The organism is Tenacibaculum sp. DPLXC6 (genome assembly GCF_056815515.1).
In genome coordinates this window covers 1074870-1094836 of the sequence record NZ_CP141806.1, presented here as the reverse complement: position 1 = coordinate 1094836, position 19967 = coordinate 1074870, and the positions used below count along the sequence as shown (strand labels likewise).

Here is a 19967-nt window from a genome sequence, read left to right as displayed (position 1 = left end):
AAAACAAATAATAACCTAAACCAAATTTTATGAATTCTTACAATGAAAACCTGCACTCAAGTGTTGTATCGGCACTAAATGAGCAGGAATTAAAATTACAGAAAACGAAAGCTACTTTGGATGCTTCAATGTTTTCTCTATACTATGCTGAAGGAGCTAGAATAACAGCTGCTGAAAATCTTCACAAAGCTAATGAACAATTTAGCTTTCAGCAATTAGTAAAAGAACAAGCAGTTATTGACAGTGATTTGTCTACTAATGTATTAGCTTCTGCTAATTTAGGAAATGAGTTAGTAGCAAAATCAGTAACAAATACCTCGGTTGCAGCTGCAAATGTACAAATAGCATCTAATGCTATTTTAAAATTAGCAAGTGATACAGGAAGCATTTTTAGTATGGTTAATGCAGCCGATTATGGTACAGAAATTTATGATCAAAGTAAAGAAGCTTATGAGTTAATGAATGAGACCGCTTATTTAGCTGAAAAAACATCGCAGTATAGTATGGAAGCATCAACTTTAATAGCAGAAGTACCTTCCAATACACTATCTAAAAAAGCACAAACAACAGACACATCTATTAAAAGTTTGTTAGAGGCAGTTACTACTAATTTTAATACAGCTTCAGCGAATGTGGCAACAGAGTCAGCTTCATTAGCAGATACAAACTCTAAAGAAAAAGCAAAAGAAGGAACTTTAGAAAATATAAATACAGTTTATAACTCTGAAATGCAAGCTTATAGTTTATATAATAAGGAGTTGAATCTAAACTTATTAGTAAAAGTACCAGATGTAATTGGAGAGCGAAGTAATTATAAAGTTAGTTTCAATAGTTATAAAAGTCCTTTTAATAAAGGAAGAAAAAGAGGGTATCCAGTAAAAAAGTACTATATTTTTTTAGTAAAGAATGATAGAAAAGAGATTTTTTCAATTTCTGATGCAGAGGCATTAATTTTAATGGAACCAGACTCAAAAAGGTATTTAGAGTTACCTAGTGTAGCTGATGATAAACACGAAATTGATATCTATCAATCACAATTAAAAGATGTTGATGGTAAATCAATGGGATTAGGAGAAAATTATGTGGTGTTTGTTTTTGCTGTACTAGATAATGAATATAAAAAGCTTTTAAGCACTTTTGATGATTATCTATCTGCTCCGTCAGCTATGTTTCGTTTAACAAAACAACTTGCAGCTCCAGACTCAAATACAATTAAAGTAATAGATAATAAAATGCTATTTCATATTGATGAAAATGAAGATGATGAAGTAGAATATCGTTGTATGTTTTTACCAAATAATAAGAAGCTAGTAAAAGGATTATTAACAGTAGAAGGTTTAAAAACCATTGAAAGCGAAACTAAAAAATTAGAAAGAATAGCTGATAAATACGATCCAATTATAGCTAAGCTAGAGTCAAAAATAAATAACCTTACTTCAGAAAAAGGAGGGGTTGAAGATTTATTATCGGTAAATATAGAGGAACAATCGAGTGATGATTTAGAAGCAAAAGAGCTCAAAAAACTAAAAGATGAACGTAAAAAATTAAAAGTTGAGTATAAAAATACTTCATCAGAATTATCCAAATTAGAAAAAGAGCTAACAATAGTTGAACGTAAAAAGCAGCAAGCTATCAATAGTATTGAAACTCCTGAGCATATTCAACCAGGATTCTTTTTTAATTATACCATTGCTTCAGGGCTAAACATAGAAACTTATTCAGTAGCAAAAAAAGTAGGTAAAGAAGGTGAATGGGAAGTTGAAATAACGACAAGTACTACAGATAATTTTGGAAATAGATTACATGAAGAAGATAAATATATTCCAGTAGTACTAGCAATGCCAGATGAAGGAGAAGGAATAAACAAACAAATTGTAGGAGCTTTATCAGACTTTCAAAACACAAAAGACTTTATCTATAAAAAAAAGTCTTCTAATGTATTAACAAATAAAAAATAAATCATGGCAACATTAAATATAATAAATACAAATCCTAATAAATACGGAGTTACAGAAAAAAAGAAATCAGAATTAGATGCATTGACAAATCAGGTTTTATATGCACAAGACAAAGTTGAACAATTGCAAGCTATTGTAAACTCACTAACAGAAAAATCACAGTTATTACAGTCACAGTTAGCTACTGAGAAGGCAAATAAGGATTTAGCTTTAAGTAATAAAGAATTGTTAGATCAAGTAGTAGATAATGTAATTGATTTGTTAACAGCTTCCCATGGAACTTTTGATAAAGTTGTGTGTTCAGACTCAAGAATCAAAGATGTTTCTAATAGTATAAAAGAGGTAATGGATAAACTGATTTATTCAGCAGAAGTAGTTAATAAACTGTCAAATCTTGTCATAAGGAAAAAAGTGCAAAATCCATTGATATCAGATGAATTAGTAACGATGGTTACCAACGCAGGAAAAGATGCTAATAATGCAGTAGCATTAACTCTTACAGCGTTAAACTCAGTATTTGCTTCGCAAGCAACAACAGTAGAGTCAGAAGGAACCATGTCTTTAGAATATTTATATGCAATTAAGTTGTATGAATTTATTACTGGAGAAAATTTATCAGAAGATCCTGCAGATGATACCTCAAAAAAGGTGATTAATATAATAGATAAAATTAGACTTAATAAGAGAAAGATTATCATTATAGAAGAAGAAACTACAGTAAATGAGCCAGAAAAAGCTTGTATTAAAGAGTTAATATACAAAGCATATAATAAAGCTTCATTAAGGTATAAGCAAGTGTTAATAGCTAGTAATGATGCAATGAAACAACTTAGTGAGGCAGAGACTGCTTTGAGTAAAGAAACAGGGGTTTTAAACTCATTACAATCAGGGTTAGCAGCAGCAAATGCAGCAGCTTTAGCTTCTTAAATAATTTATAACATAACGTAGTTGAAATATAATTGTATTTCAACTACGTTTAAAATAGTATTATCATGAAAAATATCACCAAAAAATTTTACATCGATTTTTATAACAGAACTAATGCTTTTATACCTTCAAAACCATTAAATCAACATATATATCCAGGAGATTTTTTTCAAATACATAAAGGAGAAGTTATTGTATTAGGTAATATTTTTAAAAATAACATTATAGCTGTGGATGAAGTAAGTTTAGAATATGGTATAGAGCTGAATTCATATAATTGGAATTTTAGTAATGGAGTAACAAAACCATACTCAGGTAGAGATAGTGGTAAAAACCCTATTGAAGGAAACTTTGGATACAGTAAGCAAATATTAGCTTTTCAAGAGTTTGGAAGCTTCTTTTTTACAAGCCAACAACCAAAAGCAGTTAGAATTTTAAATTGGAATGAAATTGCTTCAGAACTAATTATCAAACTTACACAGGTTTTATATTCTTTTAGAGAGGTATATGTAGTAACAGATAGTGTTGCTACTGAAAGTTGGTCATTAGTAATTTCAGGCTCTAACAAAGGAGAGTTGGAAATAGCTTCAGAATCGGAAGATTCAGGGGTAATAGAACTATTTGGAAAAGCAAATTCAAAAACAATTCAAGCCAGAGATATAGAATATTATCACAAAGAAAATAAAAAAATACCATCTTTTTTTAAAGCCAAAAAACTCATAGTACAGCCAGAAAAACTTGAAGTGTTTATAAGTGATTTAATTAGAGAGAGAACAGGGGTAATAGATTGGGCAAATGGTTTATTTAAAAGTAACTTTCATAATGAAACATTCACTATATCAGCACCTAAAGACAAGCCTATATCTGTATTAGATATGTTACAAGCAAATCAGTTAAATCCCAATACAGCATTGCAATATTTTACATGGGAAAATACGAATTTAGATGATGTAGAAAAATTATTTATTTCTTATGGAGATTAATAATAACATACAAGTATTGTATAATGAAGTTTTATGGCTACAAGAAGTCATACATAATGTTATAAGTACTTATTTAGAACACGAAGGAGAAAGACCTCATTGGACACAAATACCACAACCTAATATAACCAATGAAGAATCTACTTATGCTCAGTTTGTACTAAAATGGGAACTAAATAGCTATCAAAGATTAGCATTAGCATTGGCACTAGCTCCTCAATTAAAACCTGAAATTTTAGATGTTTTCTTTGGGAGGAATAAAATTTATGATCGTGGTTTTACAGAGTTTGGCGGGGTAATAGAAAAGAATCATAGCGGTTTTTTACCTACTGGACAAACATTACTATTCTTAATTACTGCAACAGAACCACATTTAAGAAATAAAGTTTTAGAAATTTTTAGCAAAGAGAACATTCTTATAAAAGAACAAGTAATATTTATTGAAGAAACAGAAAGTTTTATACCTGAGTATAATGGAGTCTTAGCTTTTAGCAAACGATGGTTTCACTTTTTTGTTACTGGAGAAAAACCAAAACTAGAGCATAGTAGTAATTTTCCTGCTCAAAAAATTACAACCCATTTAGAATGGGAAGATGTGGTTTTGAACGATGTAGTTATGGATCAGGTATTAGAATTAAAATCATGGCTTGAACATGGGAACACTTTGATGAAGGAATGGGAGTTGTTTAAAAAAATTAAACCAGGCTACAGGGCGCTTTTTTATGGTCCACCTGGTACAGGAAAAACCTTAACGGTTTCCCTGTTAGGAAAAGTGTCAAAACGAGAAGTATATCGGGTAGATTTATCGATGATTGTTTCAAAATATATTGGAGAAACTGAGAAAAACCTATCAAAAATTTTCGATATCGCGCAGTATAAAGATTGGATTTTATTTTTTGATGAAGCCGATGCGTTATTTGGAAAAAGAACAGAAGCCAATAGTTCTAACGATCGACATGCCAATCAACAGACATCCTATTTGTTACAGCGAATAGAAGACTTCCCCGGAGTAGTCATTTTAGCCTCCAATTTAAAAGGAAATATGGATGCTGCTTTTACCAGGAGGTTTCAATCAATGATTCATTTTAATATGCCAGAAATTAGTGAACGTTACCAATTATGGAAAAATGCTTTTTCAGGAAAATGTAAGCTTGATAAAGAGATTGATCTATGGCAAATAGCGGAAGAATATGAGCTAGCTGGTGGAGCTATTATAAACGTATTACGCTTATGCGCTCTATCCGCTATTACTAGAAATGATACTATCGTTACAAAAGAAGAGCTTTTAGAAGGAATTCGAAAAGAGTTCAAAAAAGAGAATAAGACAATTACTACTATCTAAGATGGGAGAATATATAAAACATAAGAAAGAAAAAGAATCAAACATTTTTCAAAGAAGAGAAGGTAAAGGAAGTTTTCTAGAAGATAATAGAGGTCAAAATTTACCACCCATCCAAAGAGGTAAAAAAAATGAAGATGACGATAGTGGTGATGATTATCAACCACCATGGGCGAAAAAACAAAAAAGATTTGCATTTAAAGCAGATAAACCTACTAAGCTGATCAAAAAAACAGCTCATAAAAGAAAACATTATGATAAAGAAAAATATGATGCAGTTTATACATGTCCAGCCTGTAGAAGACCTTTAGGATATATAAATAAAGGGTCGCAAAAAATGAATTTGACTAAGTTTTCTTATACAAGTAAGAATAATAATTTAAAAAGTCAAAGAGCATTAACATTAGATCATTTCCCACCTTGGGCAGGAAGACTAAGTAAATTAGAAAGTAGAAATGCTACGGATCAAGAAATGAAAGATGATTATAATGATGAAGATAGACTAAGAGCTCTATGTAAAAAATGTAATGAAAGCCATAAATACGAAAGTACAAAGCATATAGATTATGAGAGTGACGATGATGAAGAAGGATATATGACAGATAGTGAGGAGCCAGAAAATTCAGGATTTTACAGTCCTTTTAGGTATAAGAAAGATGATGATGATAGTGCTGGTGGAGGAGGAGAAATAACTGTTTAAAGAAGTGATAATTTTGAAAATTCTACAATTATGAAGTATAAAAATTCAAAAATAGTACAACAAAAAAATGCAAATTACAATAACGTAGGAAAAAAAGCCTTACAATTAAAGGACAATCGTTCTGTAAAGCACATAGCTACTGAAAGAAGCACTCAATTACGAGGATTAGATGAAGAAGATGATGAGTTACAACTAAAAGCAGATACCTTTCAAAAAACTGGGTTAGATGAGGAAGAAGAATACCCCCTACAAATGAAAGAGAACAATACAGGATTGCCTGATAACTTAAAGTCGGGTATCGAAACTATGTCCGGCTATTCGATGGATGATGTCAACGTACATTACAATTCCAATAAACCAGCACAATTAAACGCACATGCTTATGCGCAAGGAACAAATATTCATGTAGCAAGCGGGCAGGAAAAACATTTAGCACATGAAGCATGGCATGTAGTTCAGCAAAAACAAGGAAGAGTACAACCTACAACTTCTTTTGGTGGAGCACAAATAAATGATAATGAAGCATTGGAAAATGAAGCCGATATTAAAGGAAAAGAAGCTTTAGAAACTAATTCAACAAAATTTATCGACTTAAAACATCATCCAGAAGCTAATCAGGTTGTTCAGGGTAAAACGAAAAACATAAAAATTAACCTTAAAACTGATAATGAAAGTAATTCGATTAGAGTTATTCAAGCTTTTGGTATCGCAAATGTTACATTAGGAAGAAGCCCTGAACACATTCCAATTATTGCTAATATCACATTTCATGAAAGAGTTCCTACAGATGCATCAGGTGGAAGAGGAGATCATGTTGTAGCAGAAACTTTAATAGAAAACTCTATAAAAATACTATCTGGTTTAACTATTGAGCAATTTTTGGATGAACTAGCCTATTTAGTAAAAACAAACCTTACAGGTACAGAAAAACCACTGCATACCAAACAAGAAGATGAAAAAAGAACAAGAGTTACTCCGACCTCATTGTTAGAATCTATTTATCAAGTTGATATAACTGATGAATTAACTTTATCGCAAAAACTAAGTGATTTAACTTCTCAATATTGGAGATTGTTAGAGAAACGTGAAATGACAGCCTTTAAACGAGGTGATGGAAAAACTACTGGAGGAGGAGAAGGTAAAGGAGAAGCAGATGCTATATTAAAACTATTAGATTTGGCCACTAAGTTAAAATCATTGCCACAGTCACTATGGTACGAAATTCACGAGGCAGTTAGACCTGTTGCACAAATAGTAGCAGAAGGGCTTATTGATATGAATGTGAGTAGTTTTTCAAAAGAAGAAATATTAATCATTTCTCGAAGAGCAGCAGAACACTGTGGTACCATTACAGGAATAGAAAACACTGATTGGAAAAACAAGGTTGGCGCCAAAATTTACTCATTTCTTACTGGAGAAAATATAGCACCAAAAAAAGCAGAATACCCTCTGTACTAATAAAAATTATTATTAGATGATAAAAAGTCTGTAATACAAGGCGTTATCATTAAATGATGCATTCATTTAAACTGTAAAAGTTGGTTAAATTGAATAAAAGTATGTATGTCCAACAAACAAAACTAAAAGAAAGTAAAAGATTAGTAGCTGCTAATGTTGTTGCTCAGAAAATGAGTGCTAATAAGAAAGGTATTGAGTTGGTAGATAATCGTTCAAAACGAAGTCAAATTATTCAAAAGAAGGAACCAATACCCTCTCAAACTTCACAAGAAGATACTTCTGTAATTCAACGATTTCCCTGGGGGAAAAGTGTAGTAACACCTGTTTTAGCTGCTGGATTAGGGTTTCTTGGAGATAGTTTTATTCCGGGTGTTGGAGGAATGTTGGGGATGGTTTCTGGAGCTTTACTAGGGTTGGTTGGAGGACAGTGGTTTGATACTCTACCAATCAAGCTCACTGGGCAAACTCCTACAAAACCTGTAAAAATGACCGATACCCAAGTGCAATATTCAGAGGATGTTGATGAGCATAAAGATAGGTTAGGGGTTAATACAAAGTATAGTCAGTTAAGTAATTTTGAACAAGACTTTCTAAATATACATACAAATGATAAGCAGATGACCAGTGGCTTACACCCGCAAACACTGAATGATTTAGGAATGAGGCTTAGTACACTTACAAGTAATGCGGATACTAGTAGAGGACAGACTAAAATGTCGCCCATGGGTAAAGCATATGATAAACATATATATGAAAAATTAGTATATGATGGAGCTATGGCTGAGGCGACAAAAACACATCAAAATAGCGGATATGAAAAAGAGATATTAGGAGAACTCCACCACTTACCCAATCAGCGACAAAAACTTATTCAAGATTTGGAAGAAGGCAACGCTAAAGATGCATTGTATCTGGAACTTAATCAAGAAATTCAGCCCCTTGTAAATGAGTATAGTCAACAAGTATCAATAGATTATTCTACGCCTATGCCGGCATTGTTAAGAGGTTATTTGCGTAGGGTAGATAACAATTTTAGAAGTCACAATCCAAAATATCCAGATCAAGGAACCAACGGAACATATGAACACTTGGTAGAACGATATGTTCAAGGAAAAAAGCGCGTGGTATTTGCAGATTCACCTTACGCAAAAGGCATTCCGCACGATGAAAATTTTGAACACAATAGAGAAGCAGCTATGAATCAAGCAATGTATGAACAAATCGTAACCGATCAGGCACAAGTACCTTCAAGTTATGCAGTACTTACAGGGCAAGCACACGTTGGAAATAATAGACATGGAATGCATTGGATTACAGGGTTGAAAAATCGACTAGGAATTTAGTAGTTCTTTTTCTGTTCATATAACACACACCCTTACCTCTTTTAGGTACGTTTAAAGTAAGTTGTTGAGCGTCAGTTTTGTTTTTTAATAACTTGTATAACATTAAAAAGTTATACATGTAAAATAAACCAATTATGAATCATTTAATATTCGAATCAACCATAGGTGTTAACTTTAGTAATACCTTTCAAAGTATAGGGAAACAAGTAAGTGCAACTACAGCAGCAACGCAAATAAAAGCAACAGGTGTTAAAACAGTTAAAATGTTTACATATAATCAAACAGATTGTATTAGTGCTTTTGCTAAGGAAGGATTACAAGTTTTAGTTGATATTCCTAATGGAGATTTAAAAGCTTGTGCTAGTAATGATACAGCTACTATAAATACCATTATAAAAGTATTATCAAATTATTCAACAACCATTCCGATGGTATGTGTAGGAAATGAACCTCTAGGAAGTTGGTGGGGAAATAAGTTTACAGGAGATCTTGTAAATGCTTTAAAAAATATTAAAAGTGCTATTACAAAGAAAGGACTTATTACCAAAGTAACTGTCCCTTTTAATTATGCTATTATGGGAAATTCATACCCACCATCAGCAGGAACTTTCAATGGTAGTCTTAAGAATACAATTTTAGATGTTTGTGCTATTTTAAAAGAAGATAATTCAGTGTTTATGGTTAATGTATATCCGTTTATTACTCAAAAAAATCAACCAAATAATGTTCATTTAGATTATTGTTTGTTTACTGCAAGTGAAAAGCATTGGGTTCATGATGGAAGTTATACATATAAAAATATTTTTGATGCAATGTATGATGCGTTATATGTAGCATTAGGAAATAATGGATATGGAAGCTTGTCTATCGTTATTGGTGAAGCAGGATGGCCTACAGGACCTACAGCTACTTACTCTACAGCAACAAAAGCAAATGCACGAACATTTAATCAAAATTTAATTAATCATTGTAAAAGTGGAAACGGAACACCACGTAACCCTAATGTTAGAATTCCTTGTTTTATTTTTGAAATGTATGATGAAGATAAGAAGCCAACTGACGCTGGTTTTTTTGAGCAACACTGGGGAGTTTATGGATATAATTCTCAAAGTAAAAATTATGAAGATAAGTATAGTTTAACTTGGTAACTAGTTGTATGATAAAAAAAAGGATAGTTAATTAACTATCCTTTTTTTATTTTTAATACCCATCAGGTCTTTTCCATCGAACAGGTGGAGTAGGCTCAGGTTTAGGAATGAATTCATTAGTTTTAAGCAAGCGTAAAGCTTCATCAACAGCCTTTTCGAGTTGAGGATCTTTTCCTTTTAAAACTTTACTTGGTTCTTGGTGTACTTCAATATCAGGAGCTACACCTTCACCTTCAACAGCCCAATTACCATCTAAATCAAAAAATCCACCACGAGGAGCAACCATTCTACCACCATCAATAAAAGCAGGTGTATCCCATGTTCCTACTAAACCTCCCCATGTACGAGTTCCTACTAAAGGCCCTATTTTTCTTTCTTTAAACATGTAAGGGAAAAGGTCTCCTCCAGAGCCAGCACGTTCATTAATGATCATCACTTTTGGTCCCCAAATACCAGCAATTGGGGTTGTCCATGGTTTTCTTTTATTAGCTTTACTGTTAAAATATCCAAAAGGTTTTCTAGATAATATATCAATCATATAATCAGCTGCACTACCACCACCATTGTTCCTTTCATCTATGATAACTCCTTTTTTATCTTGTTGAGAAAAGTAGTAACGGTTAAAAGAAGTGAATCCGTTGTTTGATGTGTTCGGAACATATACATACGCTAATTTTCCGTTAGACAGTTTATCAACTTTCCTTCTGTTTTCTTCTACCCAGTCTATAGAACGTAAACTTCTTTCGTTGGCAACAGGTTTTACCAAAATGGTTTTTGCTCCCTTAACTATAGGTTTAGAATTTACCTTAATATAAATTTCTCTTCCAGCTGTTTGCTCTAAGGCTTTATATAAATTGTCTTCTGAAGTAAGGGTAACTCCATTAACTTCTAATAAATAATCTCCTTCTTTAACATCAATTCCGGGAAGCCCTAATGGGGCCTTAATAGAAGGATTCCAACGCTCTCCTTTGTATATTTTAGAAAACTTGTATAAACCATTTGCTTTTTCAAAATCACAACCTAATAATCCAACAGGAACATAGTTGGTTTTAGGAGTATCACCTCCGTAAACGTATGAGTGACCAATAGCGACTTCACCACTCATAATGTCTACAACATAGTTTAAGTCAGTTCTGTGTCTTACATGATCAATCCATGGAGCGTACCATTGGTAGATTTTATCCCATGGGGCACCGTGTACATTGTCAACATATAAAAAATCTCTCATATAGCGCCAACCTTCTTTAAAGATTTGATGAGCTTCAGCTTTTGGATCGACCTTAATTTTTAAATTGGTTTTTATAGAGCCTTTACCAGGTTTTACTGGAGATTTACTACTAACAATACTCCAGTTTCCTTTACTTGATAGTAATACAGATTCTCTATCTTCTGAAACTGTTATTGAACGAGCTTCTTTGGTAAATTCAGTCGCTTTTTCTTTTGAAATATCATAGTCGTGAATAGTAGTACTTGGGCTGTTTTCATTTGCTTCTGCTACAAAAACATGATTTTTTGGAGCTTTGTATAAAGCTGTATAATTTTTAGCAGGCAATTTTAAAGCAATAGCTCTATTGAAAATGCCTTCTTCATCAATCACAACTTTTATTTTATCAGCTTCTTTTGATGTTTTTTTATCGTTTTTTTCTTCTTCTTCTTTGCTCTTTTCTTCAGAATCTTTTTTTTCAGCTTTCTCTTCGTCAGTTTTAGGTAGGTTAGGAGCTTTGTCTTTGCTGTTCAGAACAATTGCATATAAACTACGTGTTACTGAAGGGTCGTAAGAACTCATGTCTAACCACCCAGAAGCTAACCCGTAGTTGGTGCTAGCTAAGGTATACATATACTTTCCTGAAGCATCCCATACAGGAGAAATAGCATCTGCTAAAGGATCCGTAATTTGAACTGTTTTTTTAGAACTAATTTGGTATGCATAAATAGACTTAAAATGATTTTCGTTTTGTTTAGCATAAGCAATCCAATCACTATCAGGTGACCATTTAGGATTCATAGTTCTATTTGGGTGTGCAAAATTATCAGTCGCTACTTTTTCAGCCTTTTTCGTTTCTAAATTTAAAATCCAAATATTAAAATGCGTATCGGTAAACGATATATATTTTCCATTAGGAGACCAATCAGGTTTGAAATAAAAAGTAGGGTTTGGTAATTTTATATAGGATTTATTACCTCCATTTTGGTCGGCAATTACCAATTGGTATTCTCCCTCTTTATCAGAAAACCAAGCTACTTTATCTCCTTTTGGAGACCAAATAGGGTACCTGTCAGCAACACCTGAAGAGTTGGTTAAGTTTCTCCATGTACCATTTTCTTTAGGAACAGTAAAAATTTCACCGCGGTGTTCAAAAATGGCTCTTTTCCCTTTAGGAGAAATATTAGGGTTCGTTAAATTTCTTCCTTTTACATCCATCCAACGCGTTCTTGCATAGTTTAAATCACCATGAACAGTAATAGAGATTTGTTTGGTAGTTGAGGTGTTAGGATTTAAAAAGTGGATGTATCCTCCTTGTTCATAAACAATCCCGTTTGAATTAGCATCCAGACTTTTTACGTCGAATTTTTTATGAAATGTAAGTTGTTTTTCTTGTTTCGTTGTTAAATTATATGACCAAATATTACTAGTGTAGTCTCTTTCAGAAATGTAGTAAACACTACCGTTATACCAAACAGGATCTAAATGCCTTTCTTTATCTTTTTGAGGAGTTTTAACTAGTTTTTGATTTTGCATATTCAAAATCCAAATAGGAATTGCTTGACCACCACGATAATTTCTCCATTCTGCATCCCAACTAGTAATAGGAGTATAGGCAAGATATTTACCATTTTTTGAAAACTCTCCATAAGCAGCTCTTGGAGCTTTTACAGCTTCAGGTAAGCCTCCCTTTAATGAAACGGTATAAAACTTATTTGTTTGAGTAGGTCTGCTTTCTCTAGAAGAACGGAATACAATTTTGTTGTCAGGTGTCCAGCCTTGTACAAAGTCACCACTTGGATGATAAGTTAAACGTTTGGGTTCACCACCAGTAGCAGGAATTACATATACATCAGTATTCCCATCGTACTGTGCGGTAAACGCGATCATAGTGCCATCATTAGAGAAATGCGGGTTTGACTCATAACCATCATCGCTGGTAAGTCGTATGGCATCTCCGCCTTTAATCGGAGCCTTCCAAAGGTCGTTTGCATAAACAAAAACAACCTCAGAATTAGATATCGTAGGTTGTCTTAATAAACGTGTTCCTTGAGAGAAACCAGTATAACAAACTGTTAAAGTAAGTAAGGTTAGTATTTTTTTCATTTTTTTTGAAATTTTAAACTTTAAAGCTACTTAATTAGCTGTTAAAGGAAGTGAAAAATTTGTTAAAACATGAAAGTCTAAAAAAAACTAAAAACCAATAGCAGTATCATCACCTCTAGGATCTGCACCACCTTCTAATTTTCCGTTAGGAAGTACTAAAATAGCATCCACTTTTCCGATAACAGGTGAGTTTGTTTCATCTAATTTGTATCCTAATTGTTGTAAGTCTTTTTTTACTTGTTTGTTAAAACCTTTAGGCTCCATTTTAATAACATCAGGTAGCCATTGGTGATGGAAACGTGGTTGATTCACGGCTTCTTGCATTCCCATGTTAAATTCATGAACATTTAAAATGGTTTGTAATACAGAAGTAATAATTGTAGAACCTCCAGGAGTTCCTACAACCATATGTAGTTGACCATTTTTCTCTACAATAGTAGGAGTCATAGAGCTCAACATACGCTTTTCAGGTTCTATTTTATTAGCTTCAGCTCCAACTAAACCGAACATGTTTGGTACACCTGGTTTGCTTGAAAAATCATCCATTTCGTTGTTTAAGAAGAACCCTAGGTCAGCGCAATATAGCTTAGAACCATAAGCACCGTTAATTGTTGTGGTAGCAGAAACAGCATTTCCAAATTGATCAACAATAGAGTAGTGGGTGGTTTCATCACTCTCAATCATAGTAATGCTTCCATGAGAGACATCGGTAGAAGAAGTTGCTTTTTTAAAAGAAAAATCATTCATTCGATTTTTTGTGTATTCTTTACTTTTGAGAGTTTCAATTGGAATTTTCACAAAGTCTGGATCACCTAAATAAAAACTTCTATCTGCGTAGGCTCTACGTTCTGCTTCCGTGATAACTTGTATGGACTTTGTTGAGTTATGCCCAAACTTGTCTAAGTCAAAAGGTTCAATTCCATTCATAATTTGTGCTAAACAAATTCCGCCACTGGCAGGTGGGGACATAGAAATGATACGTAAATTGTCGTAGGTAAAGGTAATTGGGGTTCTCCATTTAGCTTCGTATTTAGCCAAATCTTCTTCAGTTATAATTCCGCCATTTGCCTGCATAAAAGTAACGAGACGTTTTGCTGTTTCACCTTTATAAAATTCGTCTCTACCATTTTGTGAAATACGCTCTAAAGTTTTGGCTAAAGCAGGATATTTAATAGTGTCACCCTTTTTCCAAGGTTTATCAAAAAGAATAGGGTTTTTGTTTACTTCTAAAAAATAATGTTGGTATTTTTTTATACGGTCTTCTTGTTTTTGAGTAACAATAACTCCTTTTTTAGCTAAGGCAATGACTGGTTTTAAGATTTCTTGAAAAGGTAATGAACCGAATTTTTTATGTGTAGCAAAAACACCAGCAACTGTTCCTGGGATTCCTACTGCCATAGCCCCTAATGTACTTTTGTTTTTAATTACATTTCCTAAGCTATCTAAATACATATCTTTATGAGAAGCAAGAGGTGCTTTTTCACGATAATCTAATGCGCCAATTTCTCCTGTGTTTTTTCGGTATACCATAAATCCACCACCACCAAGGTTTCCAGCGTATGGATATGCTACAGCTAACGCTAATTCAGTGGCAACCATAGCGTCAAAAGCATTTCCTCCTTTTTGTAGAATATCGGATCCAATTTTTGAAGCTTCTTTACGAGCAGAAACTACCATAGCTTTTTCAGTAATTAGACCTACAGCTTTTTCTTTTTTACAGTTGCATAGTAATATTAATGTTGAAAGAAATAAGAATGTTTTTTTCATATGTTTTAGCTTAATTCTTTTAGTTTTTGATGAGAAAATTCGCGTAAATCTTCAAAAAAGGTAGTAAAATCATTTTCAAAAATTTGATAATGCTCTAATAAATCTCCAGTAGCCAAATTCATTTTTGATTTACCATTAGTGCGCTTATTCATTCCATTTAAGACTTCTTGAATTCCCTTAGCAAATTGGTAGTTATATAACCAATTGTGTTGTACCATATAAGGAAGTATTTTCTGAGTTTTCTCAGGAAGAATATCAATGTTTTCTTGAAGCAATTTATAAACTGAGTTTACATAAATGTTTAATGGAATTTCTGAGTAATTTCTCCAGTTTTTTGCTAAATAATGATCGTAAAAAATATCAATAATTACACCATCATAGTGTCGGTAACGTTCGTGTAATCTTCGTTTGCTAATTCTAACAATTTTGTGCGCATCTGTATAGGTGTCAATTTCTCGATGTAGTAATATACCTTTTTGAATGTCTTCATGAAAGTGAGAAAACTTATTACCTTTTATATGGTCAGCTATGAAGTTACCAATCATAATATTGGTGTTGCTTTCAGAAAGGTATAAATGCGCTAAAAAATTCATTTTATAAATGTAAACAAAAAACCACAACTGAAAAGCTGTGGTTTTAAAGTTTATGTGTAAGTCTTTAATTCTTTACAGGAGTGTTCTTTAAAATTTCTAATAAAAACTTCCAGAATTTTTGTGTTGATGATATTTGTGCGCGCTCATCTGGTGAATGTGCACCTTTAATATTTGGTCCGAAAGAAACCATATCCATTTCTGGGTAGTTCTGGCCTAAAATACCACATTCTAAACCTGCGTGACATGCAGCTACAATAGGTTTATCGTTGTGTAATTCTTCGTATAAGTTAGTTACAGTTTTTAATATTTCAGAATTTACGTTTGGTAACCACCCTGGGTAAGAACCTGAAAATTCTACATCAAAACCAGCTAATTCAAAAGATGAACGTAACGAGTTGGCTAAATCCCATTTATTAGTTTCAGAAGAAGAACGTGTTAAACATCCAATTTTAATAGCTCCGTCTTTTACAATAATACGAGCAATATTATTTGAAGTTTCTACTAATCCTTCAATATCAGGACTCATACGATATACACCATTTAAAGCAGCGTAAACAGCTTTAATTAATCCTTCTTGAACACCTAAGTCCATTACATTTTCTGGAGTGTCAACTTCTTTTAATTCAATAGTAAGGTTAGGTTCTAATGTTGAAAACTCAGCTTTAATATTGTTAATAAGCTCATGTATTTCAAATAAGAAAGGTTCTTTAGAAACAGCATCAATAACTACAGTAGAAAAACTTTCGCGAGGAATAGCATTACGTAAACTACCTCCATTAATTTCTGCAACACGTAATCCGAAGTTAGTAAAACCGTCAAATAACAAACGATTCATTATTTTATTAGCGTTTCCTAAACCCTTAATAATATCCATCCCTGAGTGACCACCATTTAACCCTGTAACAGAAATTTCGTAAGCAATTGTGTTTTCTGGAGTAGCCTCTTCGTTATAGTTTCTAGTAGCCGTAACATCTACACCACCAGCACATCCCATTCCAATTTCATCATCTTCTTCAGTGTCAAGGTTCAATAAAATTTCACCTTCTAATAATCCACCTTCAAGCCCCATGGCACCAGTCATACCTGTTTCTTCATCAATTGTGAATAAAGCTTCAATAGATGGGTGAGCAATATCAGTAGATTCTAAAACTCCCATAATGGCAGCAACACCTAAACCGTTGTCAGCTCCTAACGTAGTTCCGTCAGCTTTTACCCAATCACCATCTACGAACATTTTGATTCCTTCGGTATCAAAATCAAAAACAGTATCAGCATTTTTTTGGTGTACCATATCTAAATGGCTTTGCATAACCACTGTTTTTCTGTCTTCCATTCCAGTTGAAGCAGGCTTGCGAATAATTACATTCCCAACTTTATCAACCATGGTTTCAAGATTTAATTTCTTACCGAAATCTACCATAAACTGAATTACTCTTTCTTCTTTTTTAGAAGGGCGAGGTACAGCGTTTAAGTCGGCAAAATTTTTCCAAACAGCTTTTGGTTCTAGGTTTCTTATCTCTGAATTCATGTGAATTGAAGTTTTAATTTTAAAGTTACGAAGATACTTAATCCTTATTGAAAAATTGTAAATTCGCAGCATGGATTTTTCGTCGAAATTATTAGAAAATGCAGTAAATGAAGTAAGTCGATTACCAGGGATTGGCAAGCGAACAGCACTTCGTTTGGTGTTACATTTATTAAAACAACCGAAAGAAAATACGAAGTATTTAGCAGAGGCTTTAACGCATTTACGTAACGATGTAAAATCGTGTAAAAAATGTCATAATATTTCTGATACAGTGTTATGTGATATTTGTAGTAATCCGAAGCGAAATGCAGAGATTGTATGTGTGGTAGAAGATATTCGTGATGTAATGGCGATCGAAAATACAGCGCAATACAGAGGTTTGTACCATGTGTTAGGAGGGAAGATTTCTCCTATAGAAGGAATTGGTCCTCAGAATCTACAAATTGAATCATTAGTAGAAAAAGTAAAAGAAGGCGAAATTAAAGAGTTGATTTTTGCTTTGAGTTCTACGATGGAAGGTGATACCACCAATTTTTATATTTATAAGCAAATAGAACAATACGGAGTAAAAACATCAACTATTGCTAGAGGAATCTCGGTAGGAGATGAGTTAGAATATGCAGATGAGGTTACCTTGGGACGCAGTATTATAAATAGAATACCTTTTGAACAGTCGATAAAGGGATAAGAAAAGCGAAGTTTTCGAACTCCGCTTTTTAAGCTAATTATTTTCTCCTGTAAGCTAGTTCTTCTTCGCCTCCTTCTAAAAAAATTAAAGTATTATTGTTGTCTTCAAATCTAATTGAAGTATCTATGGACAACCCTTGTCTTTCTAAAGTATATAGGTTTTCGCTTTTTTTGTTCCAATTACCTTTAGTTGTGCCAGTGCTCACACATTCATCGTCTGTTAAAGAAAGGTAAGTGTTAATTATTAAATCAAAATCATTTTCAAAGGTCATTGTTGATTTTTTTGTGCAATCATCAGTGTCGTCACCATACTGACGAATTAATTGCCATTTTCCAATAATAATATCATCACTTAAAGGAGTATTTTCGTTTGAAGAACAAGAAAGTAGGGTTGCTGCTAAAATTGATAGTGTAATAATTTTTTTCATAGCTTAGTATAATTTAAGAGTTTATAATAGTCGACGAAAGTAGTAAAGTTAATTGTGTAAAAAAAGAAATAAAACAAACAGTAATTTGGGTCTTTAGAAACTATAACAAAACGTAAAAAAACAGCTTTGGAATTCCAAGGCTGTTTTTTAAAGTATTAATCTTTTCTACGATTCATGATTTTAACTTTTATCATCTTCTTCAATCAACTCTTGTTCGTATTTATCCCACGATTTTTTAGCTCTTACTTTTTTATAATAACGAATACCAATCATCAATAATACTCCAAATAAGATAATTCCTACAACGCCCCAAATCCAGTTAATAGCACTCTTTAAAACCACTAAAAATACAACAGCGAATAAAATTACTGTTGGGATTTCATTAAACATGCGAAGTTTATTAGGTGTGTATTTAATCTTATCACGTTGTAGTTCTTTGTAGATTTTATGGCAAAATCCGTGATAAAAATACAGTGCCAATACAAAGGCTAATTTTACATGCATCCACGGCATTTTTAAATAATAAGGATTTTTATATAGCATCCAAAAAGCAAAAAAACTTGCTAAAAATAAAGAAGGCCAAGTAATAATGTACCATAAACGTTTAGACATTAACTTGTATTGGGTTTGTAATATAGACTTGGCTGGTTCGTCTTTTTTTTCTGCCTCTACATGGTAAATAAACAGACGACCTATGTAAAATAATCCGGCAAACCAAGTTACTACAAATATGATGTGTAATGCTTTTACGTATAAAAAATCCATAATTAATTCTTATTGAAATCGTTAATCCATCCTGCTAAAACATCTACCCATTCATCATTATCATTAATACAAGGAACAGTGTAAAACTCTTCACCACCAGCTTCTAAAAATTCATGTTTACCCTCCATTGCTATTTCTTCTAAAGTTTCTAAACAATCAGAAACAAAAGCGGGAGTTACTATCGCTAGTTTTTTAATGCCTTCTTTTTCAGCTTTGTTAACAATTGTTCTGTCTGTGTATGGCTGTAACCATGGATCGACACCTAAACGTGATTGAAATGAAGTTGATACTTTATTTTCGTCTAATCCTAATTCAGAAATTACATTTTTGGTAGTTTGATAACATTGGTGACGGTAACAAAACTTATGAGCTTCAGAAGAAGTATTACAACAACTTAAATTTCCTGCCTCAGGGTTACAGTGCGATTTTGTAATATCAGATTTTCTGATGTGTCGCTCAGGTACTCCATGATAAGAGAATAAAATATGATCGTAATCTTTGTCAGACAAATAATCTTTTATGCTATTAGATAGTGCTGTAATGTATTCTGGTTTGTTATAAAAAGCAGGTACATCGGTAATTTTCATGTTAGGAAAGAATTCCTTTCTTAATTCTTCAGCTAATACCAAAATAGTCTCTGTAGTTGCCATGGCAAACTGAGGGTATAACGGAACTAATAAAACTTCAGTAACCCCCTTATCATGTAACTCTTGTAATCCACTTTTAATTGAAGGGTTTCCATAGCGCATTGCCAAAGCAACAGGGAGTTCTGTTTTTGCTTGTACTTTGTTTTGTAAACGTTCTGATAGTACAATTAAAGGAGAGCCTTCTTCCCACCAAATTTTTTGATAGGCTTCTGCCGATTTTTTAGGACGTGTATTTAAAATGATACCTTTAACAATAAATGTTCTTAACCAGTAAGGAACGTCAATAACACGTTCATCCATTAAAAATTCCCCTAAGTATTTTTTTACGTCTTTCGGGTTTGTGCTTTCTGGTGATCCAAGGTTTACTAATAAAACTCCTTTCATAT

16 protein-coding genes are annotated in these 19967 nt (G+C 32.9%); 9 read left to right on the top strand and 7 right to left on the bottom strand.

Annotated features, from left to right (window positions below):
- Nucleotides 1–29: 29 nt before the first annotated feature.
- The 8 genes from VCM48_RS04825 to VCM48_RS04790 all read left to right on the top strand — a co-directional run bounded on the left by VCM48_RS04825 (nt 30) and on the right by VCM48_RS04790 (nt 9856).
- Complete coding sequence (locus tag VCM48_RS04825; protein ID WP_482271833.1) at nt 30–1958, top strand: hypothetical protein; 1929 nt, start codon at nt 30–32, stop codon at nt 1956–1958.
- A gap of 3 nt (nt 1959–1961) precedes the next feature.
- Complete coding sequence (locus VCM48_RS04820; protein ID WP_482271832.1) at nt 1962–2885, top strand: hypothetical protein; 924 nt, start codon at nt 1962–1964, stop codon at nt 2883–2885.
- Nucleotides 2886–2950: 65 nt separating this feature from the next.
- Nucleotides 2951–3868, top strand: coding sequence for a hypothetical protein (locus tag VCM48_RS04815; RefSeq protein ID WP_482271831.1), 918 nt, complete (start codon nt 2951–2953; stop codon nt 3866–3868).
- Nucleotides 3858–5210, top strand: coding sequence for an ATP-binding protein (locus VCM48_RS04810; protein ID WP_482271830.1), 1353 nt, complete (start codon nt 3858–3860; stop codon nt 5208–5210). The genes VCM48_RS04815 and VCM48_RS04810 overlap by 11 nt, the downstream gene beginning before the upstream one ends.
- 1 nt (nt 5211) lies before the next feature.
- Nucleotides 5212–5907, top strand: a complete 696-nt coding sequence (locus VCM48_RS04805; protein WP_482271829.1) for a GH-E family nuclease — start codon at nt 5212–5214, stop codon at nt 5905–5907.
- Nucleotides 5908–5937: 30 nt separating this feature from the next.
- Nucleotides 5938–7365 carry an eCIS core domain-containing protein gene (locus tag VCM48_RS04800; RefSeq protein WP_482271828.1) on the top strand — a complete coding sequence of 476 codons (1428 nt, stop codon included), beginning with the start codon at nt 5938–5940 and terminating at the stop codon, nt 7363–7365.
- A gap of 101 nt (nt 7366–7466) precedes the next feature.
- Nucleotides 7467–8708, top strand: coding sequence for a hypothetical protein (locus tag VCM48_RS04795; protein ID WP_482271827.1), 1242 nt, complete (start codon nt 7467–7469; stop codon nt 8706–8708).
- A gap of 134 nt (nt 8709–8842) precedes the next feature.
- On the top strand, nt 8843–9856 hold the full coding sequence (locus VCM48_RS04790; protein ID WP_482271826.1) for a glycosyl hydrolase family 17 protein: 1014 nt from the start codon (nt 8843–8845) through the stop codon (nt 9854–9856).
- Nucleotides 9857–9908: 52 nt separating this feature from the next.
- Here VCM48_RS04790 and VCM48_RS04785 read toward each other — a convergent pair whose 3' ends face one another.
- The 4 genes from VCM48_RS04785 to VCM48_RS04770 form a co-directional block, all read right to left on the bottom strand.
- Complete coding sequence (locus tag VCM48_RS04785) at nt 9909–13166, bottom strand: S41 family peptidase (protein WP_482271825.1); 3258 nt, start codon at nt 13164–13166, stop codon at nt 9909–9911.
- Between the two features lie 87 nt (nt 13167–13253).
- Nucleotides 13254–14933, bottom strand: coding sequence for a gamma-glutamyltransferase (gene ggt / locus VCM48_RS04780; RefSeq protein ID WP_482271824.1), 1680 nt, complete (start codon nt 14931–14933; stop codon nt 13254–13256).
- Nucleotides 14934–14938: 5 nt separating this feature from the next.
- Entirely contained in the window at nt 14939–15526 is a 588-nt protein-coding gene (locus tag VCM48_RS04775) for an acyl carrier protein phosphodiesterase (RefSeq protein ID WP_124590135.1), read from the bottom strand.
- Nucleotides 15527–15590: 64 nt separating this feature from the next.
- Nucleotides 15591–17054: an aminoacyl-histidine dipeptidase gene (locus tag VCM48_RS04770; protein WP_482271823.1), complete on the bottom strand. Its 1464-nt coding sequence runs from the start codon at nt 17052–17054 to the stop codon at nt 15591–15593.
- 70 nt (nt 17055–17124) lie between these two features.
- Between VCM48_RS04770 and recR the strand changes: the two genes are divergently transcribed.
- Nucleotides 17125–17742 carry a recombination mediator RecR gene (gene recR / locus VCM48_RS04765; RefSeq protein ID WP_482271822.1) on the top strand — a complete coding sequence of 206 codons (618 nt, stop codon included), beginning with the start codon at nt 17125–17127 and terminating at the stop codon, nt 17740–17742.
- Between the two features lie 37 nt (nt 17743–17779).
- On the opposite strand, the gene VCM48_RS04760 is transcribed toward recR, so the two are convergent.
- The 3 genes from VCM48_RS04760 to hemH form a co-directional block, all read right to left on the bottom strand.
- Entirely contained in the window at nt 17780–18169 is a 390-nt protein-coding gene (locus VCM48_RS04760; protein ID WP_482271821.1) for a lipocalin-like domain-containing protein, read from the bottom strand.
- A gap of 180 nt (nt 18170–18349) precedes the next feature.
- On the bottom strand, nt 18350–18934 hold the full coding sequence (locus VCM48_RS04755) for a CopD family protein (protein WP_482271820.1): 585 nt from the start codon (nt 18932–18934) through the stop codon (nt 18350–18352).
- Nucleotides 18935–18936: 2 nt separating this feature from the next.
- The gene (hemH, locus tag VCM48_RS04750; protein WP_482271819.1) at nt 18937–19965 is read right to left on the bottom strand and encodes a ferrochelatase; all 1029 of its coding nucleotides are present in this window, start codon (nt 19963–19965) and stop codon (nt 18937–18939) included.
- Between the last annotated feature and the right edge of the window lie 2 nt (nt 19966–19967).